This is a genomic window from Stappia sp. ES.058 (assembly GCF_900105595.1).
Taxonomy (GTDB): Bacteria; Pseudomonadota; Alphaproteobacteria; order Rhizobiales; family Stappiaceae; genus Stappia.
Genome location: NZ_LT629784.1, coordinates 2,422,828 through 2,441,405 on the forward strand (window position 1 = coordinate 2,422,828; position 18,578 = coordinate 2,441,405).

An 18,578-nucleotide genomic window follows, 5' to 3' on the forward strand; every position below is an offset into this window, starting at 1 on the left:
GTTCGCTAGCGAACGCCGGAAGTCATGTCAGTCCGCAGTCGACGTTTCGACAACGGTCCAGGTTTTGGTCTTCGAAATCGGCGCGCACTCTTGGATCTGGACGGTGTCGCCCGTCTTGTGCGCGTTGGTCTCGTCATGCGCCCGATATTTCTTCGAGCGGCGGACGGTCTTCTTGAACAGCGGGTGAGTGAAGCGGCGCTCCACACGAACCGTGACCGTCTTTTCGTTGGCGTCGCTAACCACAACGCCCTGCAGTACGCGTTTCGGCATAATGGTCTCCTTACGCGCTTGTTGCCACGCGCTTGTCGCGCATGATCGTTTGAATGCGCGCAATGTCACGACGCACCTGGCGCACACGCGCCGTATTCTCCAGCTGGCCGGTCGCCCGTTGAAAGCGCAGGTTGAACTGCTCCTTCTTCAGGCTCTCAAGATCCGCTACCAGCTCGTCCAAGGTCTTTGCCCGAACGTCCATGGCCTTCATGGCACTACTCTCCTGGTCCCGCTTCAGTCGGCGATACGCTGAACGAAGCGGCACTTGATCGGCAGCTTGGCTGCAGCAAGGCGCATCGCTTCACGTGCCGTGTCTTCCGGCACACCGTCGATCTCGAACATGATCCGACCGGGCTTGACCTTAGCGGCCCAATAGTCCGGCGAACCCTTGCCCTTACCCATACGCACTTCGGTCGGCTTCGACGACACCGGCACGTCCGGGAAAATCCTGATCCAAACACGACCCGCACGCTTCATGTGACGGGTCATGGCACGACGGGCCGCCTCGATCTGGCGTGCGGTCACCCGCTCCGGCTCCACGGCCTTCAGGCCGAAGGCGCCGAAATTGAGATCGGTTCCGCCCTTGGCGGTACCATGGATCCGGCCCTTGTGCTGCTTGCGGAACTTCGTTCGCTTCGGTTGCAGCATCTCTACTCTCTCGCTCTGCTACTGTCCAAGACCCGACCGCTGCCCTTTAGGCAGCGCGTCCGCGATCGCGGCGTCCGCCGCCCTGGTTCGATCCGTCACCCTCGACCGCGCGACGCTCATGCGCCATCGGATCGTGCTCGAGGATCTCACCCTTGAAGATCCAGACCTTGACGCCGCATGTCCCGTAGGCCGTATGGGCCGTGGACATGCCGAAGTCGATGTCCGCGCGCAGCGTGTGCAGCGGCACACGCCCTTCGCGGTACCATTCGGTCCGGGCGATCTCGGCGCCGCCAAGACGGCCGCCGCAGTTGATCCGGATACCCTGCGCGCCCATCCGCATGGCGGACTGAACCGCCCGCTTCATGGCACGACGGAAGGCAACACGGCGCTCCAACTGCTGCGAGATGCCGTCAGCCACCAGCTGAGCGTCGATCTCGGGCTTGCGCACTTCAACGATGTTGATGTGCACATCGGAGTTGGTGATCTGCGACAGCGCCTTGCGGAGCTTCTCGATGTCCGCACCCTTCTTGCCGATCACGACACCCGGACGACCCGAGTGAACCGAAACGCGGCACTTGCGGTGCGGACGCTCGACGACAACCTTGGACACGGCCGCCTGCTTGAGTGCCTTGAGGATATACTCCCGGATGCGGAAGTCCTCATGCAGCAGCTGGCCGTATTCACCCTTGTCCGCGTACCAGCGCGAATCCCAGGTGCGGTTGATGCCAAGACGCAGACCGATCGGATTTACTTTGTGTCCCATCAGGCGGTCTCCTCGACTTCGCGGACGACGATGGTAAGGTTCGAGAACGGCTTCTCGATCCGACCCACACGGCCACGGGCACGAGCCTGGAACCGCTTGATCACGAATGCCTTGCCGACATGCGCCTCGGCCACGACCAGGCTGTCGACATTGAGGTCATGGTTGTTCTCCGCATTCGCGATCGCCGACATCAACGCCTTCTTGACGTCGTCGGAAATCCGCTTGCGCGAGAAGGTGAGGTCGGACAGCGCCTTTTCCACCTTTTTGCCGCGGATCGTTTCCGCGACGAGGTTCAGCTTGCGCGGAGAAACGCGCAGCATCCGGGCGACCGACTTCGCCTCATTATCGGCGAGCGCGCGCCCGCCCTTCGGCTTGCCCATGGTTACTTCCTCTTCGCCTTCTTGTCGGCGCCATGGCCATAATAGGTGCGCGTCGGCGAGAACTCGCCGAACTTGTGACCGATCATGTCCTCAGACACCAGCACCGGAACGTGCTTCTGGCCATTGTAGACGCCGAAGGTCAACCCAACGAACTGGGGCAGGATCGTCGAACGACGGCTCCAGATCTTGATGATTTCGTTACGGCCCGACGCGCGGACCTTTTCTGCCTTCTTCAGCAGAAAGCCGTCTACGAACGGGCCCTTCCAAACTGAACGTGCCATGGTCGGCCCCTCTTACTTCTTGCGCGCGTGGCGGCTGCGGACGATGTACTTGTCCGTGGCCTTGTTCGAACGCGTGCGCTTGCCCTTGGTCGGCTTGCCCCACGGCGTGACCGGATGACGGCCACCGGAGGTCCGACCCTCACCACCACCGTGCGGGTGATCGACCGGGTTCATCGCAACGCCGCGAACGTGCGGACGGCGACCGGACCAACGGGTACGACCCGCCTTGCCGAGATTGATGTTGCCATGGTCCGGATTGGACACGGCGCCGATCGAAGCCATGCAGGTACCGAGCACGCGACGCTGCTCTCCCGAGAGCAGGCGGATCGTGGTGTACCCCTGATCGCGACCGACAACCTGTGCGTAGGCACCGGCCGAACGTGCGATCTGACCACCCTTGCCGGGCTTCATCTCGACGTTGTGAATGATCGTGCCGACCGGAATCGACGCCAGCGGCATCGCATTGCCCGGCTTCACGTCGACCGACTTGCCGGCGACAACCCTGTCGCCCACCGCCAGCCGTTGCGGAGCCAGAATGTAGGACAGATCGCCGTCCTCATACTTGATCAGCGCAATGAACGCGGTCCGGTTGGGATCGTATTCGATCCGCTCCACCGTCGCGGAGATGTCAAGCTTGGTGCGCTTGAAATCCACCAGACGGTAGCTGCGCTTGTGGCCGCCACCGCGATTCGGCGACGTCGTGCGACCCGTGTTGTTGCGACCGCCGGACTTGGAGAGCCCTTCGGTCAGGCTCTTGACCGGCTTGCCCTTGTACAGCGACGAGCGGTCCACCTGGATCAGCTGACGCCGGCCGGGCGACGTCGGATTGAAGGTTTTGAGTGCCATTGTTCCCTCTCCGCCCTTACAGACCGGTTGTGACGTCGATGGACTGGCCGTCCTGCAGGGTCACGACCGCCTTCTTGACGTCGGACTGCTGGCCGATCCGCCCGCGGAACCGCTTCTGCTTGCCCTTGCGGACAAGGGTGTTCACTGCCGTCACCTTCACCCCGAAGAGCGCTTCGACAGCGGCCTTGATCTCGGGCTTCGTGGCGGTCGGCGAAACGTTGAACACGACCTTGTTCTGCTCGGACGCGAATGTCGCCTTCTCGGTAATCACCGGGGACACGACCGTGTCGTAGTGCTTGAGAGTGCTCATTTGAACCGCTCCTCCAGGGCCGACACCGCCGCCTTGGTCAACACCAGCTTTTCACGCCGCAGGATATCATAGACGTTGATACCCCCGATCGGCAGAACGTCGATCGCCGGAATGTTGCGAGACGCGAGGCGGAAGTTGGCATCGAGCTCGCTGCCGTCGATGATCAGCGCATTGCTGAGCCCGAGCTTGGCGAACCGTGCGAACAACGCCTTGGTCTTGGCTTCCTCGGCCTTGGCATCGTCGACGATGATGATGCCGTCGCCCTTCAGCTTGGCGGAAAGCGCGTGCCGCAGGCCGAGCGCCCGGACCTTCTTGGGAAGATCGTGAGCGTGGCTGCGAACGACGGGCCCATGGGCCTTGCCGCCGCCGCGGAACTGCGGAGCCTTCTTGTTGCCGTGACGCGCGCCGCCGGTGCCCTTCTGGCGGACGAATTTCTTCGTCGTGCCGGAAATCTCCGAACGCTGCTTCGCCTTGTGCGTGCCAGCCTGGCGACGTGCCAGCTGCCAGCGCACCACGCGGTGGATCAGGTCGGTGCGCGGCTCGAGACCGAAGATCTCGTCCGACACCGTGATCGAACCGGCGGCAGCCCCGTCGAGGGTCTTCACCTCAAGTTCCATCACTCGCTCTCCTTCTCGACTGCCGCAGCAGCCTCGACCGCGCGGAAGGCACCCGGCATCGGAACACCGTCCGGAAGCGCCTTCTTGACCGCGTCGCGGATGACGATCCAGCCACCCTTCGATCCCGGGACGGCGCCCTGGATCATGATCAGGCCGCGCTCGACATCGGTGCGGACGATCTTGAGGTTCTGCGTGGTCACCTGCTCGGCACCCATGTGCCCGGCCATCTTCTTGCCCTTGAACACCTTTCCGGGGTCCTGGCACTGACCGGTCGAACCGTGCGAACGGTGCGAAACCGACACACCGTGCGAGGCGCGAAGACCGCCGAAGTTGTGCCGCTTCATGGCACCGGCGAAGCCCTTGCCGATGGAGGTGCCCGTGACATCCACGAACTGCCCGTCGACAAAATGGTCGGCCGTAATCTCGGCGCCGACATCGATCAGGTTGTCCTGCGAGACGCGGAATTCCGCGAGCTTGCGTTTCGGCTCAACCTTCGCGACGGCGAAGTGACCGCGCGCGGCGCGCGGCGTGTTTTTGACCTTGGCCAGTCCGGCGCCAACCTGCACCGCAACATAACCGTTTTTCTCTTCCGTCCGGTGGGCGATTACCTGACAGTTTTCGAGCTTCAGCACCGTTACCGGCACATGCTCTCCCGCATCGTTGTAGATGCGCGTCATACCCACCTTCTGTGCGATCACTCCAGAACGCATATCGGCGTGTCCCCTTGTGAGCGCCTTACAGCTTGATCTCGACGTCGACACCAGCGGCGAGGTCGAGCTTCATCAGCGCGTCCACGGTCTGCGGCGTCGGATCAACGATGTCGAGAAGACGCTTATGCGTGCGCATCTCGAACTGATCACGGCTTTTCTTGTCGATATGCGGACCACGAAGCACTGTGTACTTCTCGATCCGCGTGGGCAGCGGCACGGGGCCGCGCACTTGTGCACCGGTCCGTTTCGCCGTGCTGACGATCTCGCGGGTCGATGCATCGAGAACTCGATGATCGAACGCCTTGAGACGGATCCGAATGTTTTGACCGTTCATGTCCAAATCCCCATGCGGTCCGCGGGCGAACGTTGTTGTCCGCCGCGCGGGTCTCGCGGATTACTCGATGATCGAGGCGACGACGCCGGCACCGACCGTGCGGCCGCCTTCGCGGATCGCGAAGCGAAGTCCGTCTTCCATCGCGATCGGCACGATCAGCGTCACGACGACCGACACATTGTCGCCCGGCATCACCATTTCCGTGCCTTCCGGAAGCTCGACAACACCCGTCACGTCCGTCGTGCGGAAGTAGAACTGCGGACGGTAGTTCGTGAAGAACGGCGTGTGACGGCCACCCTCTTCCTTCGTCAGGATGTAGGCTTCCGCGTTGAACTTCGTGTGCGGCGTGACCGAACCCGGCTTGCACAGAACCTGCCCGCGCTCAACGTCGTCACGACCGATGCCGCGGATCAGCGCGCCGATGTTGTCGCCGGCCTGACCCTGATCGAGCAGCTTGCGGAACATCTCGACGCCGGTCACCGTCGTCTTCTTGGTGTCGCGGATGCCGATGATCTCGACTTCCTCGCCGACCTTGACGATGCCGCGCTCGACGCGACCCGTCACGACCGTGCCACGGCCCGAAATCGAGAACACGTCCTCGATCGGCATCAGGAACGGAAGGTCGACGGGACGCTCCGGCGTCGGGATGAACTCGTCCACAGCCTTCATCAGCTCGGCGATCTTCTCCGCGCCGATCGACGGATCGCGATCCTCGAGAGCGGCAAGCGCCGAACCCGCGATGATCGGAATGTCGTCGCCCGGGAACTCGTAGGACGAAAGAAGCTCGCGCACTTCCATCTCGACAAGCTCGAGGAGTTCTTCGTCGTCGACCTGGTCGACCTTGTTCAGGAACACGACAAGCGCCGGAACGCCGACCTGACGGGCAAGCAGGATGTGCTCGCGCGTCTGCGGCATCGGGCCGTCGGCCGCCGAACACACCAGGATCGCGCCGTCCATCTGCGCCGCGCCCGTGATCATGTTCTTCACGTAGTCGGCGTGGCCCGGGCAATCGACGTGCGCGTAGTGACGGTTCTCCGTCTCGTACTCGACGTGCGCCGTCGAGATCGTGATGCCGCGCGCACGCTCTTCCGGCGCGCCGTCGATCTCGTCATACGCCTTGAAGTCGCCGAACTGCTTTGTGATCGCCGCCGTAAGCGTCGTCTTGCCATGGTCGACGTGGCCGATCGTGCCAATGTTCACGTGCGGCTTCGTCCGCTCAAACTTTGCTTTCGCCATCGGATTTCTCCGTACCTTCGTTCTCTAAATGATGGGGCGTTGACAGCAATCAGGCGAACTTCGCCTGAACTTCCTGCGCGACGGCCTGCGGAACTTGTTCGTAGTGATCGAACACCATCGAATACTGTGCGCGACCCTGCGACATAGAACGCAGGTTGTTCACGTACCCGAACATATTTGCGAGCGGCACCATGGCATTCACCACGGTCACGACGCCCCGGTTCTCGGTGCCGGTAATCTGGCCCCGACGCGAGTTCAGATCGCCGATCACGTCACCCATGTAGTCTTCAGGGGTAACGACCTCGACCTTCATGACCGGCTCCAGGAGCTTGGGATTGCCCTTGGCGATGGCCTCGCGGAAGCCGGCACGACCGGCAATTTCGAAGGCGAGCACGCTGGAGTCGACGTCGTGGTAGGCACCGTCGATCAGCTTCGCCTTGATGTCGACCATCGGGAAACCGGCGATCGGACCAGACGTCATCACGCTTTCGATACCCTTCTGGACACCCGGGATGTATTCCCGCGGCACCGAGCCACCAACAATGGTGCTCTCGAAGGAGAACCCCTCGCCCGGCTCGTTCGGCTCGATCACGATCTTGATGCGCGCGAACTGGCCGGAGCCGCCCGTCTGCTTCTTGTGCGTGTAATCGACTTCGGCTTCCCGCGTGATCGTCTCGCGATAGGCAACCTGCGGTGCGCCGATGTTGGCCTCGACCTTGAACTCGCGCTTCATGCGATCGACAAGAATGTCGAGGTGCAACTCGCCCATGCCGGCGATGATCGTCTGGCCGCTTTCCTCATCTGTCTTGACGCGGAAGGACGGATCCTCGGCGGCGAGACGGTTGAGGGCCAGACCCATCTTCTCCTGGTCGCTCTTGGTCTTCGGCTCCACCGCGATCTCGATGACCGGGTCGGGGAATTCCATGCGCTCGAGGATGACGGCGCTGTTGGGATCGCACAGGGTATCACCCGTGGTCGTGTCCTTCAGGCCGGCGACGGCAACGATGTCACCTGCATAGGCAACTTCGATGTCCTCGCGGGAGTTCGAGTGCATCTGCATCATGCGGCCGATGCGCTCGCGCTTGCCCTTGACCGTGTTCAGCAACGACGTGCCCTTGTTGAGCACACCCGAGTAGATACGGCAGAAGGTCAGCGACCCGACGAACGGATCGTTGGCGATCTTGAAAGCGAGCATGGCCAGCGGGGACTCGTCGCTCGACTTGCGTGCAATCTCTTCTTCGGACTTCGCGTCGATGCCCTTGATGTCCGGCACTTCGACCGGGCTCGGCAGGAAGTCGACGACGGCGTCGAGAAGCGGCTGAACGCCCTTGTTCTTGAACGCGGACCCGCACAGCACCGGCACGAAATCGTTGTTGATCGTGCCCTTGCGGATCAGGACCTTGAGCTCCTCGACCGATGGCTCGTTGCCCTCGAGATAGGCCTCCATCGCGGCCTCGTCGGCCTCGACGGCGGTCTCGATCAGCAGCTCGCGGTATTCAGCGGCCTGGTCGGCCAGTTCGGCCGGGATCTCGACTTCGTCCCACTGCGCGCCGAGAGACTCGTCACGCCAGATGAGGGCCTTCATCTTCAAAAGGTCGACGAGACCGGCGAACTCGCTCTCCGCACCCACCGGGATCTGAAGGATCAGCGGCGTCGCGCCGAGGCGCTTCTTGATCATTTCGACGCAGCGGAAGAAGTCCGCGCCGAGCTTGTCCATCTTGTTGACGAAGATCATGCGCGGGACATGATACTTGTCCGCCTGGCGCCAGACCGTTTCGGTCTGCGGCTCGACACCGGCGTTGGCGTCAAGCAGCGCAACGGCGCCATCGAGAACGCGCAGCGAGCGCTCGACTTCAATCGTGAAGTCGACGTGGCCCGGCGTATCGATGATGTTCAGGCGCTTTTCGTTCCAGAACGCAGTCGTGGCAGCCGACGTAATCGTGATGCCGCGCTCCTGCTCCTGCTCCATCCAGTCCATCGTGGCGGCGCCGTCATGGACTTCGCCGATCTTGTGGCTCTTGCCGGTGTAGAACAGAATCCGCTCGGTCGTCGTGGTCTTGCCCGCGTCGATGTGGGCCATGATCCCGAAGTTGCGGTAGTCTTCGATCTTGTGCGTGCGCGACATAATGCCAGCCTCTTAGAAGTCCGATTACCAGCGATAGTGCGAGAACGCGCGGTTGGCTTCCGCCATCCGGTGCGTGTCTTCACGCTTCTTGACAGCGGATCCGCGGCTGTTCGCGGCATCCATCAGCTCGCCCGACAGGCGATCGACCATCGTCGTCTCGTTGCGGTTGCGGGCCGCAGTGATCAGCCAGCGGATCGCCAACGCCTGACGGCGATCGACCCGGACTTCGACCGGAACCTGGTAGGTCGCACCGCCAACGCGGCGCGAACGAACCTCAACCTGCGGCATGACATTGTCGAGCGCGGCGTGGAACACTTCGACCGGGTTCTGACGAACCTTGCCTTCGATGATGTCGAATGCACCGTAGACGATGCCTTCGGCGGCCGACTTCTTTCCATGGTACATGATCGAATTCATGAACTTGGTGACGACCACGTCCCCGAACTTCGGATCGGGGATGATTTCGCGCTTCTCAGCCCTGTGACGGCGTGACATAGCAGATCCTCAGACCTTGACTTCCCAAAGTACCAACCCGGGGCTGGCCTTTTTGCGCTTACCGATGACCCGTGATCGGGCCACCCTGACTAACCTGGCATGCCTTAGACAAGGCACGCAGAACCTGTGCTCATCCGGCCGAACCGGATGTTGGCGTTGCGGCGGCACGGCTTCAGCCGGCCCTGATTCCGCATGACATGCGGAATCGCACCTGTTCCCGCAAACGGGAAAGGCGCCGCCAATCGAGAGGACCACCGTTACAGCGGTCATGCGTACGATATTTTTTCGCCTCGTGATCCCGGCACCGTTTAAACGCTTCTTGGTTCGGTGCTTGGCGCGCCGGAACCGACAAGTGCTTACCGCCTGCCTTCGGGATGGGCGGAAACTACAGTCGGACCCGCCCCTCGTCAAGTCCGCCGTACAACAATTTCATCCCCCTGTGGGGATGCTCCGCCGGACCCCGAATAATGGTAATTCCTGTCGTCAAATGCCTGCACTGCGCAATATTCGCAAAAAGATCCCTCCGACCACGAGAAATGCATGGGACTTCGGGGCGGCGGTCATGATGTCCTGACGGCACCCGGCAGCCTCATCGAGGCGCCTTGCCGGAACAATTGCGTGAAACGGTCAGGGATTCTTAAGATTGGATGGAGGTCGGGATTCGATTCTTGCAATTGCGATGTGCGATTCTTTGCACGCCTAGTCGCGATAGGCGATCACGGCCACCTCTCCGCCCATCGCATCCGCATAGGCACTTTCGAAGGTCGGATCGTCGGGCTCCTCGAGGATGATGCCGATCTGGTCGAGGGTTGCCTCGACAAACCCCTGCGAGGTCAGCGCGTCGAGAGCCGCGCGCACGGCGCTGTCCTCATCGGGAGCGCGAAGCAGGATGTTGACCGGAATGTCGGCTTCGGGTGTTCCCACACCTCCCTCGCGCGCGCTCCCCATGATGATGTAGACGGGCGGCGCGGTCTCGGAATGACTGTCGCTCATGGTGCTCTCCTTGCACGAACGGGACACGGCCCGGCTCGGTGACAAAAGAAAGGGCCGCACGATGGCGGCCCTTTCGAGGTTTGAAACGAGCAAGCCGCCTATTCGGTCACGCCACTCAGGTCTTCCAGCATCGGATCCACCTGCCCGGCCGTCGAGGCCGCCTTGCGGGCGTCCAGGATCAGGTCGTCGCGATGCTGCGCCACCTGACGGATGCGCGTCATCATTCCGCCCGTACCGGCCGGGATGAGACGGCCGACGATCACGTTCTCCTTGAGACCTTCCAGCGAATCTTCCTTGCCGTTGACCGCGGCTTCGGTAAGGACACGCGTGGTCTCCTGGAAGGACGCCGCCGAGATGAACGACCGCGTCTGCAGGCTCGCCTTGGTGATCCCCAAGAGAACCGGCACGCCGCTGGCGGGGGCCCGCGCATCGTCGATCGCCCGCTCGTTGATCTCGTCGAGTTCCAGACGATCGACCTGCTCGGCGTTGAGCAGCTCGGTGTCGCCGGCATCGGTGATCTCGACCTTCTGCAGCATCTGGCGAACGATCACCTCGATGTGCTTGTCGTTGATCACCACGCCCTGGAGGCGATAGACCTCCTGGATCTCGTTGACCAGATAGGCGGCAAGTGCCTCGACACCCCGGATCGCCAGAATGTCGTGCGGCGCCGGATTGCCGTCGAGCAGGTACTCGCCCTTCTCGATCGTATCGCCTTCCTGCAGGTGGAAATGCTTCCCCTTCGGAATGAGATACTCGACCGGCTCACCGCCTTCCTCATGCGGCTCGATGATGATCCGACGCTTGTTCTTGTAGTCGCGTCCGAACCGGATCGTGCCGTCGATCTCGGCAATGATGGCATGGTCCTTGGGACGGCGGGCCTCGAAAAGCTCGGCCACCCGCGGCAGACCACCGGTGATGTCCTTGGTCTTGGCGCTTTCCAGCGGAATACGCGCAAGCACGTCACCGGCCTTGACCTCGGCACCGATCTGCACCGACAGAATCGCATCCACCGACAGCAGCGACCGTGCGTCGCCGCCGCGCGGCAGCTTGTTGATCGACCCGTCTGCGCTCTTGACCACAAGGGCCGGCTTCAGGTCGTTGCCGCGCTGCGAGGTGCGCCAGTCCATGACGACACGCTTGGTGATTCCGGTCGCCTCGTCCGTCGTCTCCTGCACGGAAACGCCTTCCACAAGGTCCTCGGAATCGACCACGCCGTCGACCTCGGTCAGGATCGGGCGGGTATAGGGATCCCACTCCGCGATCCGCTGGCCGCGCTTGACCGCATCGCCTTCGTCGACATGAAGCTTCGAGCCGTAGGCAACCCGGTGCACCGCCCGCTCGTTTTCGTCGGCATCGATGATCACGACGGCCATGTTACGGGCCATGGCGATCAGGTTGCCGTCGGAATCGCGCGAAAGGTTGCGATTGCGGATCGTCACCGTGCCTTCGAAGTTCGACTCGATGAACGACTGGTCCACAACCTGCGCCGTTCCGCCGATGTGGAACGTGCGCATGGTGAGCTGCGTGCCCGGCTCGCCGATCGACTGCGCCGCGATCACGCCGACCGCCTCGCCCATGTTGACCGGCGTTCCGCGGGCGAGGTCGCGACCGTAGCAGGTCGCGCAGACGCCGCGCTTGGTGGAACAGGTCAGCACCGAGCGGATCTTGATCATCTGGACATTCGCGGCCTCGATGGCCTCGACGTCCTTCTCCTCGATCAGGGTGCCGCGCGGAACGATGACCTCGCCGGTGGCATGATTGAGCACGTCTTCCGCCGCGGTACGGCCGAGAACGCGATGACCGAGCGAGGCGATAACCTGGCCGGCGTCGACGATCGCCTGGATCGTGATCCCGTTCTCCGACCCGCAATCGTCCTCAAGGATGATCGAATCCTGGGCGACGTCGACGAGACGACGCGTCAGGTAACCGGAGTTCGCGGTCTTCAGCGCCGTATCGGCCAGACCCTTACGGGCACCGTGCGTGGAGTTGAAGTACTCCAGCACCGACAGGCCTTCCTTGAAGTTCGAGATGATCGGCGTCTCGATGATCTCGCCCGACGGCTTGGCCATCAGGCCGCGCATGCCGGCAAGCTGCTTCATCTGCGCGGGGCTGCCACGGGCACCGGAGTGCGACATCATGTAGATCGAGTTGATCTGCTTCTGCCGGCCGGTTTCCTCGTCATACTCCACGGACTGAATCCGCTTCATCATCTCGTCGGCGACGCGATCGGTGCACTTGGCCCAGGCATCGACGACCTTGTTGTACTTCTCGCCCTGGGTGATCAGGCCGTCGTTGTACTGCTGCTCGTATTCCTTGACGAGCGACGCGGTCTGGTCGACCAGGCCGGCCTTGGACGACGGGATCACCATGTCGTCCTTGCCGAAGGAAATGCCGGCACGGCAGGCATGATTAAACCCGAGACCCATGATCCGGTCGCAGAAGATGACCGTCTCCTTCTGACCGCAGGCGCGGTAGACGGAATCGATCATCCGGCTGATGTCCTTCTTGGTCATCAGCTTGTTGCAGACGTCATAGGGCACTTCGTGGTGATGGGGCAGAAGCTCGCCGATCAGCATGCGGCCGGGGGTCGTCTCGACGATCCGCGTGATGGGCGTTCCGTCCGCCTCGACCGTGTGCACGCGACCCCTAATCTTTGCATGAAGCGTGACCGCACCGGTCTCGAGTGCGTGATGCAGCTCCCCGATGTTGCCGAACACCATGCCCTCGCCCGGCTCGCCGTCGGCGATGAGCGACAGGTAGTAAAGCCCGAGGACGATGTCCTGCGACGGCACGATGATCGGAGACCCGTTCGCCGGATGCAGGATGTTGTTGGTCGACATCATCAGCGTGCGCGCTTCAAGCTGTGCTTCAAGCGACAGCGGAACGTGAACGGCCATCTGGTCACCGTCGAAGTCGGCGTTGAAGGCCGCGCAAACGAGCGGATGCAGCTGGATCGCCTTGCCCTCGATCAGGGTCGGTTCGAACGCCTGAATGCCGAGGCGATGGAGCGTCGGCGCACGGTTCAGGAGAACCGGATGCTCGCGGATCACCTCGTCGAGGATGTCCCAGACCTCGGGACGCTCCTTCTCGACGAGCTTCTTCGCCTGCTTCACCGTCGAGGAGAAGCCCTTGGCGTCGAGCCGCGAATAGATGAAGGGCTTGAACAGCTCCAGCGCCATCTTCTTCGGCAGGCCGCACTGATGCAGCTTGAGTTCCGGACCCACGGTGATGACCGAACGGCCCGAGTAGTCGACGCGCTTGCCAAGCAGGTTCTGCCGGAAACGGCCCTGCTTGCCCTTCAGCATGTCGGACAGCGACTTCAGCGGACGCTTGTTGGCACCGGTGATCACACGACCGCGACGGCCGTTGTCGAACAGCGCGTCGACCGACTCCTGCAGCATCCGCTTCTCGTTGCGGATGATGATGTCGGGCGCACGCAGTTCCATCAGACGCCGCAGACGGTTGTTGCGGTTGATGACGCGGCGGTACAGGTCGTTGAGATCGGACGTGGCGAAACGCCCGCCGTCGAGCGGAACCAACGGACGCAGGTCCGGCGGGATCACGGGAACGACGGTGAGGATCATCCATTCCGGGCGATTGCCGGATTCGATGAACGCCTCGACGACCTTCAGACGCTTGGCGAGCTTCTTCGGCTTCAGCTCGGTCGTCGCCTCGGAGATCTCCTTGCGGATGTGATCGCGTTCCTTCTCGAGGTCGAGCGACATCAGCATCTCGCGGATCGCCTCGGCACCGATCATCGCGGTGAAGGCATCCTCGCCATATTCGTCCTGGGCGCGCACGTAGTCTTCTTCCGACAGAAGCTGGTTCGGCTTCAGCGGGGTCAGACCCGGCTCGAGAACGACGTAATACTCGAAGTAGAGAACCCGCTCGAGATCCTTCAGCGTCATGTCGAGCAGAAGGCCGATACGCGAGGGAAGCGACTTCAGGAACCAGATGTGCGCGACCGGAGCAGCAAGCTCGATGTGACCCATCCGCTCGCGACGAACCCGCGACAAGGTCACTTCGACGCTGCACTTCTCGCAGATCACGCCCTTGTACTTCATACGCTTGTACTTGCCGCACAAGCACTCGTAATCCTTGATCGGACCGAACACACGCGCGCAGAACAGGCCGTCGCGCTCGGGCTTGAACGTCCGATAATTGATGGTTTCGGGCTTCTTGATCTCACCAAACGACCACGAGAGGATCTTCTCCGGGCTCGCGATCGAAATCTTGATGTGATCAAAGGTCTGCACGGGAGCCTGCTGATTAAACAGGTTCATGACCTCATGATTCATGGGCTCTCTCCTCGAATGCGCGGATGGGGAGCGGCACGACAGCCCCGCTCCCCCTTCCGGCAATACGTCAACGTGTTTCGGCGTCAATCATCGGCGCGGATCACTCCGCGGCGTCGACCGCCGGAACCCCCGAGTCGTCCGTCAGGGGCAATTTCTCGTCCTTCAGCTCCACATTGAGGCCGAGGGAGCGCATTTCCTTCACAAGCACGTTGAAGCTTTCCGGGATGCCGGCCTCGAAGGTGTCGTCACCGCGGACGATCGCCTCGTAGACCTTGGTACGCCCGGCAACGTCATCCGACTTCACCGTCAGCATTTCCTGCAGGGTATAGGCGGCGCCGTAAGCTTCCAGAGCCCAGACTTCCATCTCGCCGAACCGCTGACCGCCGAACTGGGCCTTGCCGCCCAGGGGCTGCTGAGTGACCAGCGAGTAGGGCCCGATCGAACGTGCGTGGATCTTGTCGTCGACCAGATGGTGGAGCTTCAACATGTAGATGTAGCCCACAGTCACCTGGCGATCGAACTCCTCGCCCGTGCGCCCGTCAAAGAGCGTCGACTGGCCCGACCCCTTGTAGCGGGCCTGCTCGAGCATCGTGACGATATCCGGCTCGCGTGCGCCGTCAAACACCGGCGTGGCGATCGGGACGCCCGTCTTGAGCTGGTCGGCCAGCCGCAGAAGCGACTCGTCATCGTAGTCGGCAACCGGTTCGCTCTTCGTGGTGTCGGCGAAGACCTCGACGATTTCCTGTTTCAAGGCGTCGATATTGCCGGAGCGCTTGTACTCCTCGTACAGCTCGCCGATCTTCATGCCCATGCCTGCACAGGCCCAACCCAGATGGGTTTCAAGGATCTGGCCGACGTTCATGCGGCTCGGCACGCCGAGCGGGTTCAACACGATGTCGACATAGTCGCCATTGTCCAGGAACGGCATGTCCTCGATCGGGTTGATCTTGGACACCACGCCCTTGTTGCCGTGACGACCGGCCATCTTGTCGCCCGGCTGAATCTTGCGCTTCACCGCGACGAAGACCTTCACCATCTTCATGACGCCCGGCGGCAGCTCGTCGCCACGCTGCAGCTTTTCCACCTTGTCGATGAAACGCTGCTCGAGACGCTTGCGGCTCTCGTCGTACTGACCGCGAAGCGCTTCCACTTCGCTCATCAGCTTCTCGTCCTCGACGGCGATCTGCCACCACTGCGACCGCGGGAACTCGTTCAGGACGTCGCCCGACACTTCCGTGTTCTTCTTGAACTGCTTCGGGCCGGCCACGGCCATCTTGCCGAGAAGCATCTCGGCCAGGCGCCCGTAGACGTTGCGGTCCAGAATGGCCTGCTCGTCATCACGGTCCTTGGCGAGGCGTTCGATCTCCTCGCGCTCGATCGCCATGGCGCGCTCGTCCTTCTCCACGCCGTGGCGGTTGAAGACGCGCACTTCCACGACCGTACCGGTCACGCCCGGCGGAATGCGGAGCGAGGTGTCGCGAACGTCGGAGGCCTTCTCGCCGAAGATGGCGCGCAGGAGCTTTTCCTCCGGCGTCATCGGGCTCTCGCCCTTCGGCGTGATCTTGCCGACCAGGATGTCGCCCGGCTTCAGCTCGGCACCGATATAGACGATGCCGGCTTCGTCGAGGTTCTTCAGCGCTTCTTCCGAAACATTCGGAATGTCGCGCGTGATCTCCTCCGGTCCAAGCTTCGTGTCGCGCGCCATCACTTCGAATTCCTCGATGTGAATGGAGGTGAACACGTCGTCGCGCACGATGCGCTCCGACAGAAGGATGGAATCCTCGAAGTTGTAGCCGTTCCAGGGCATGAACGCGACGCGCACGTTCCGTCCGAGCGCGAGATCGCCGAGGTCGGTCGAGGGACCGTCCGCGATGATGTCGCCCTTGGTGATGATGTCGCCCACACGCACCAGCGGACGCTGGTTGATGCAGGTGTTCTGGTTCGACCGCTGGAACTTCATCAGCTGGTAGATGTCGACGCCCGACTTTGAGGGGTCGTTGTCTTCCGTGGCGCGGATGACGATACGGGTCGCGTCGACCTGGTCGACCACACCCGTCCGGCGGGCGGCGATGGCCGCACCGGAATCGCGTGCGACCACCGGCTCCATTCCGGTGCCGACGAACGGTGCTTCGGCACGCACCAGCGGCACGGCCTGACGCATCATGTTCGAGCCCATCAGCGCGCGGTTGGCGTCATCGTTTTCCAGGAACGGAATGAGCGATGCCGCCACCGAAACGAGCTGCTTCGGCGACACGTCCATGAACTCCACCCGCTCGGGCGGAAGCAGCATGTTCTCACCCGCATGACGGCAGGTGATCAGGTCGTTGACGAAGCGGCCGTCGTCGTCGAGCACGGCGTTGGCCTGGGCGATGTGATACTTCGCCTCTTCCATCGCCGACAGATAGACGGTCTCGGCCGTGACCTGGCCGTCCTTCACCTTGCGGTACGGGCTTTCGATGAAGCCGTACTTGTTGATGCGCGCGAAGGTCGCGAGCGAGTTGATCAGGCCGATGTTCGGGCCTTCCGGCGTCTCGATCGGGCAGATGCGCCCGTAGTGCGTCGGATGCACGTCACGGACCTCGAAGCCCGCGCGCTCACGCGTCAGGCCGCCCGGGCCAAGCGCCGAGAGGCGACGCTTGTGGGTGACTTCCGACAGCGGGTTGGTCTGATCCATGAACTGCGACAGCTGCGAGGAGCCGAAGAACTCGCGCACGGCGGCGGCCGCCGGCTTGGCGTTGATCAGATCCTGCGGCATGACCGTGTCGATCTCGACGGAGGACATGCGCTCCTTGATGGCGCGCTCCATGCGCAGCAGACCGACGCGGTACTGGTTTTCCATCAGCTCGCCGACGGACCGCACCCGGCGGTTGCCGAGGTTGTCGATGTCGTCGATCTCGCCGCGACCGTCGCGCAGGTCGAGCAGCAGGGTGATCACCGCGAGGATGTCTTCCTTGCGCAGCGTGCGCACCGTGTCCTCGCACTGCAGGTCGAGGCGCATGTTCATCTTCACGCGGCCAACGGCCGACAGGTCGTAGCGCTCACTGTCGAAGAACAGCGAGGAGAACATCGCCTCGGCGGTCTCGATCGTGGGCGGCTCGCCCGGACGCATCACCCGGTAGATGTCGAAGAGCGCATCTTCACGGCTCTCGTTCTTGTCCACCGCCAGCGTGTTGCGAATGTAGCCGCCGGTCGTCACGTGATCGATGTCGAGGATCGAGATCTCGCCGTAGCCCTGCTCGATCAGATCCGCGAGGACCTTCTCGTTGATCTCGTCGCCGGCTTCCGCATAGACCTCGCCCGAGGACGGATCGACCATGTCCTCGGCCAAATAATGGCCGTGCAGGTCCTCGTCCACGACCTTGAGCGCCTTCACGCCCTTGTCGGAAAGCTGACGGATCGTGCGGGCGGTGATCTTGCGACCGGCCTCAACCACGACTTCGCCGCTGTCGGCGTCGATCAGATCGAAAGCGGCCTTCGTGCCCTTCAGCCGCTCGCCGTCGAACGCGACCTTCCAGGTGCCTTCGCCGACGCGCGTGTAATCGATGCGGCGATAGAAGGTGTTGAGAATTTCCTCGCCATCGAGACCGAGCGCCTTGAGCAGGGACGTCACCGGGATCTTGCGGCGACGGTCGATGCGCGCATGCACGATGTCCTTCGCGTCGAACTCGATGTCGAGCCACGACCCGCGATAGGGGATGATGCGCGCGGCAAACAGGAGCTTCCCGCTGGAATGCGTCTTGCCCTTGTCATGATCGAAGAAGACGCCCGGCGAGCGGTGCATCTGCGACACGATCACGCGTTCGGTGCCGTTGACGACAAAGGTGCCGTTGTCCGTCATGAAGGGCATGTCGCCCATGTAGACGTCCTGCTCCTTGATGTCCTTGACGGACTTCGCGCCGGTGTCTTCGTCGACATCGAACACGATCAGGCGCAGGGTCACCTTCAGCGGCGCGGCGAAAGTCATGCCGCGCTGGCGGCATTCCTCGACGTCGTACTTCGGCTGCTCGAACTCGTAGCTCACGAACTCGAGGAGCGCGGTCCCGGCAAAGTCGGAAATCGGAAAGACGGACTTGAACACCGCCTCCAATCCCTCTTCAAAACGTCCGGAGTCCGGCTTGTCGACCTGCAAGAACTGGTCGTAAGACGCCTTCTGGACCTCGATGAGATTGGGCATCGCGGCGACTTCGCGGATCGATCCATAGACCTTACGGACCCGCTTGCGACCGTTGAACGTGTGCGCCATTGTCGCTCCTCGTTTCGATCTGATACGGC

The 18,578-nt window shown here is 62.4% G+C and carries 17 protein-coding genes; all 17 read right to left on the reverse strand.

The window, feature by feature from the left end; all coding sequences use genetic code 11:
* Positions 1-27: 27 nt before the first annotated feature.
* Positions 28-270 (reverse strand): 30S ribosomal protein S17, encoded by a 243-nt coding sequence (gene rpsQ, locus BLU32_RS11220; protein WP_029057573.1) that lies wholly within the window; start codon positions 268-270, stop codon positions 28-30.
* 10 nt (positions 271-280) lie between these two features.
* Positions 281-481 (reverse strand): 50S ribosomal protein L29, encoded by a 201-nt coding sequence (gene rpmC, locus BLU32_RS11225; RefSeq protein ID WP_029057574.1) that lies wholly within the window; start codon positions 479-481, stop codon positions 281-283.
* Positions 482-504: 23 nt separating this feature from the next.
* A complete protein-coding gene (gene rplP / locus BLU32_RS11230; protein ID WP_029057575.1) occupies positions 505-918 on the reverse strand; it encodes a 50S ribosomal protein L16 in 414 nt (137 codons plus the stop codon).
* Positions 919-964: 46 nt separating this feature from the next.
* Positions 965-1,681, reverse strand: a complete 717-nt coding sequence (gene rpsC / locus BLU32_RS11235; protein WP_029057576.1) for a 30S ribosomal protein S3 — start codon at positions 1,679-1,681, stop codon at positions 965-967.
* Positions 1,681-2,061, reverse strand: coding sequence for a 50S ribosomal protein L22 (rplV, locus tag BLU32_RS11240; protein WP_029057577.1), 381 nt, complete (start codon positions 2,059-2,061; stop codon positions 1,681-1,683). Before rplV ends, rpsC begins: the two co-directional genes overlap by 1 nt.
* A 2-nt stretch (positions 2,062-2,063) precedes the next feature.
* Complete coding sequence (gene rpsS / locus BLU32_RS11245) at positions 2,064-2,342, reverse strand: 30S ribosomal protein S19 (protein WP_029057578.1); 279 nt, start codon at positions 2,340-2,342, stop codon at positions 2,064-2,066.
* Positions 2,343-2,354: 12 nt separating this feature from the next.
* On the reverse strand, positions 2,355-3,188 hold the full coding sequence (gene rplB, locus BLU32_RS11250; RefSeq protein ID WP_093807023.1) for a 50S ribosomal protein L2: 834 nt from the start codon (positions 3,186-3,188) through the stop codon (positions 2,355-2,357).
* 16 nt (positions 3,189-3,204) lie between these two features.
* A complete protein-coding gene (locus BLU32_RS11255; protein ID WP_093807025.1) occupies positions 3,205-3,498 on the reverse strand; it encodes a 50S ribosomal protein L23 in 294 nt (97 codons plus the stop codon).
* Complete coding sequence (gene rplD, locus BLU32_RS11260) at positions 3,495-4,115, reverse strand: 50S ribosomal protein L4 (RefSeq protein WP_093807027.1); 621 nt, start codon at positions 4,113-4,115, stop codon at positions 3,495-3,497. The genes BLU32_RS11255 and rplD overlap by 4 nt, the downstream gene beginning before the upstream one ends.
* On the reverse strand, positions 4,115-4,825 hold the full coding sequence (gene rplC, locus BLU32_RS11265) for a 50S ribosomal protein L3 (protein WP_093807029.1): 711 nt from the start codon (positions 4,823-4,825) through the stop codon (positions 4,115-4,117). The genes rplD and rplC overlap by 1 nt, the downstream gene beginning before the upstream one ends.
* Before the next feature lie 25 nt (positions 4,826-4,850).
* On the reverse strand, positions 4,851-5,159 hold the full coding sequence (rpsJ, locus tag BLU32_RS11270) for a 30S ribosomal protein S10 (RefSeq protein ID WP_029057583.1): 309 nt from the start codon (positions 5,157-5,159) through the stop codon (positions 4,851-4,853).
* A 60-nt stretch (positions 5,160-5,219) separates the two neighbouring features.
* Positions 5,220-6,395 carry an elongation factor Tu gene (gene tuf, locus BLU32_RS11275; protein WP_093807031.1) on the reverse strand — a complete coding sequence of 392 codons (1,176 nt, stop codon included), beginning with the start codon at positions 6,393-6,395 and terminating at the stop codon, positions 5,220-5,222.
* A gap of 49 nt (positions 6,396-6,444) precedes the next feature.
* Positions 6,445-8,520 carry an elongation factor G gene (gene fusA / locus BLU32_RS11280; protein ID WP_093807033.1) on the reverse strand — a complete coding sequence of 692 codons (2,076 nt, stop codon included), beginning with the start codon at positions 8,518-8,520 and terminating at the stop codon, positions 6,445-6,447.
* Positions 8,521-8,544: 24 nt separating this feature from the next.
* Positions 8,545-9,015 (reverse strand): 30S ribosomal protein S7, encoded by a 471-nt coding sequence (gene rpsG, locus BLU32_RS11285; RefSeq protein ID WP_093807035.1) that lies wholly within the window; start codon positions 9,013-9,015, stop codon positions 8,545-8,547.
* A 699-nt stretch (positions 9,016-9,714) separates the two neighbouring features.
* Complete coding sequence (locus BLU32_RS11290) at positions 9,715-10,008, reverse strand: regulator (RefSeq protein ID WP_093810900.1); 294 nt, start codon at positions 10,006-10,008, stop codon at positions 9,715-9,717.
* A 98-nt stretch (positions 10,009-10,106) separates the two neighbouring features.
* Positions 10,107-14,306, reverse strand: coding sequence for a DNA-directed RNA polymerase subunit beta' (rpoC, locus tag BLU32_RS11295; RefSeq protein ID WP_093807037.1), 4,200 nt, complete (start codon positions 14,304-14,306; stop codon positions 10,107-10,109).
* 100 nt (positions 14,307-14,406) lie between these two features.
* The gene (gene rpoB / locus BLU32_RS11300) at positions 14,407-18,549 is read right to left on the reverse strand and encodes a DNA-directed RNA polymerase subunit beta (protein ID WP_093807039.1); all 4,143 of its coding nucleotides are present in this window, start codon (positions 18,547-18,549) and stop codon (positions 14,407-14,409) included.
* Positions 18,550-18,578 lie beyond the last annotated feature (29 nt).

Coding starts and splice junctions, on each gene's coding strand:
- rpsQ (WP_029057573.1), bottom strand. CDS start 270: ATGCCGAAACGCGTACTGCAGGGCGTTGTGGTTAGCGACGCCAACGAA.
- rpmC (WP_029057574.1), bottom strand. CDS start 481: ATGAAGGCCATGGACGTTCGGGCAAAGACCTTGGACGAGCTGGTAGCG.
- rplP (WP_029057575.1), bottom strand. CDS start 918: ATGCTGCAACCGAAGCGAACGAAGTTCCGCAAGCAGCACAAGGGCCGG.
- rpsC (WP_029057576.1), bottom strand. CDS start 1,681: ATGGGACACAAAGTAAATCCGATCGGTCTGCGTCTTGGCATCAACCGC.
- rplV (WP_029057577.1), bottom strand. CDS start 2,061: ATGGGCAAGCCGAAGGGCGGGCGCGCGCTCGCCGATAATGAGGCGAAG.
- rpsS (WP_029057578.1), bottom strand. CDS start 2,342: ATGGCACGTTCAGTTTGGAAGGGCCCGTTCGTAGACGGCTTTCTGCTG.
- rplB (WP_093807023.1), bottom strand. CDS start 3,188: ATGGCACTCAAAACCTTCAATCCGACGTCGCCCGGCCGGCGTCAGCTG.
- BLU32_RS11255 (WP_093807025.1), bottom strand. CDS start 3,498: ATGAGCACTCTCAAGCACTACGACACGGTCGTGTCCCCGGTGATTACC.
- rplD (WP_093807027.1), bottom strand. CDS start 4,115: ATGGAACTTGAGGTGAAGACCCTCGACGGGGCTGCCGCCGGTTCGATC.
- rplC (WP_093807029.1), bottom strand. CDS start 4,825: ATGCGTTCTGGAGTGATCGCACAGAAGGTGGGTATGACGCGCATCTAC.
- rpsJ (WP_029057583.1), bottom strand. CDS start 5,159: ATGAACGGTCAAAACATTCGGATCCGTCTCAAGGCGTTCGATCATCGA.
- tuf (WP_093807031.1), bottom strand. CDS start 6,395: ATGGCGAAAGCAAAGTTTGAGCGGACGAAGCCGCACGTGAACATTGGC.
- fusA (WP_093807033.1), bottom strand. CDS start 8,520: ATGTCGCGCACGCACAAGATCGAAGACTACCGCAACTTCGGGATCATG.
- rpsG (WP_093807035.1), bottom strand. CDS start 9,015: ATGTCACGCCGTCACAGGGCTGAGAAGCGCGAAATCATCCCCGATCCG.
- BLU32_RS11290 (WP_093810900.1), bottom strand. CDS start 10,008: ATGAGCGACAGTCATTCCGAGACCGCGCCGCCCGTCTACATCATCATG.
- rpoC (WP_093807037.1), bottom strand. CDS start 14,306: ATGAATCATGAGGTCATGAACCTGTTTAATCAGCAGGCTCCCGTGCAG.
- rpoB (WP_093807039.1), bottom strand. CDS start 18,549: ATGGCGCACACGTTCAACGGTCGCAAGCGGGTCCGTAAGGTCTATGGA.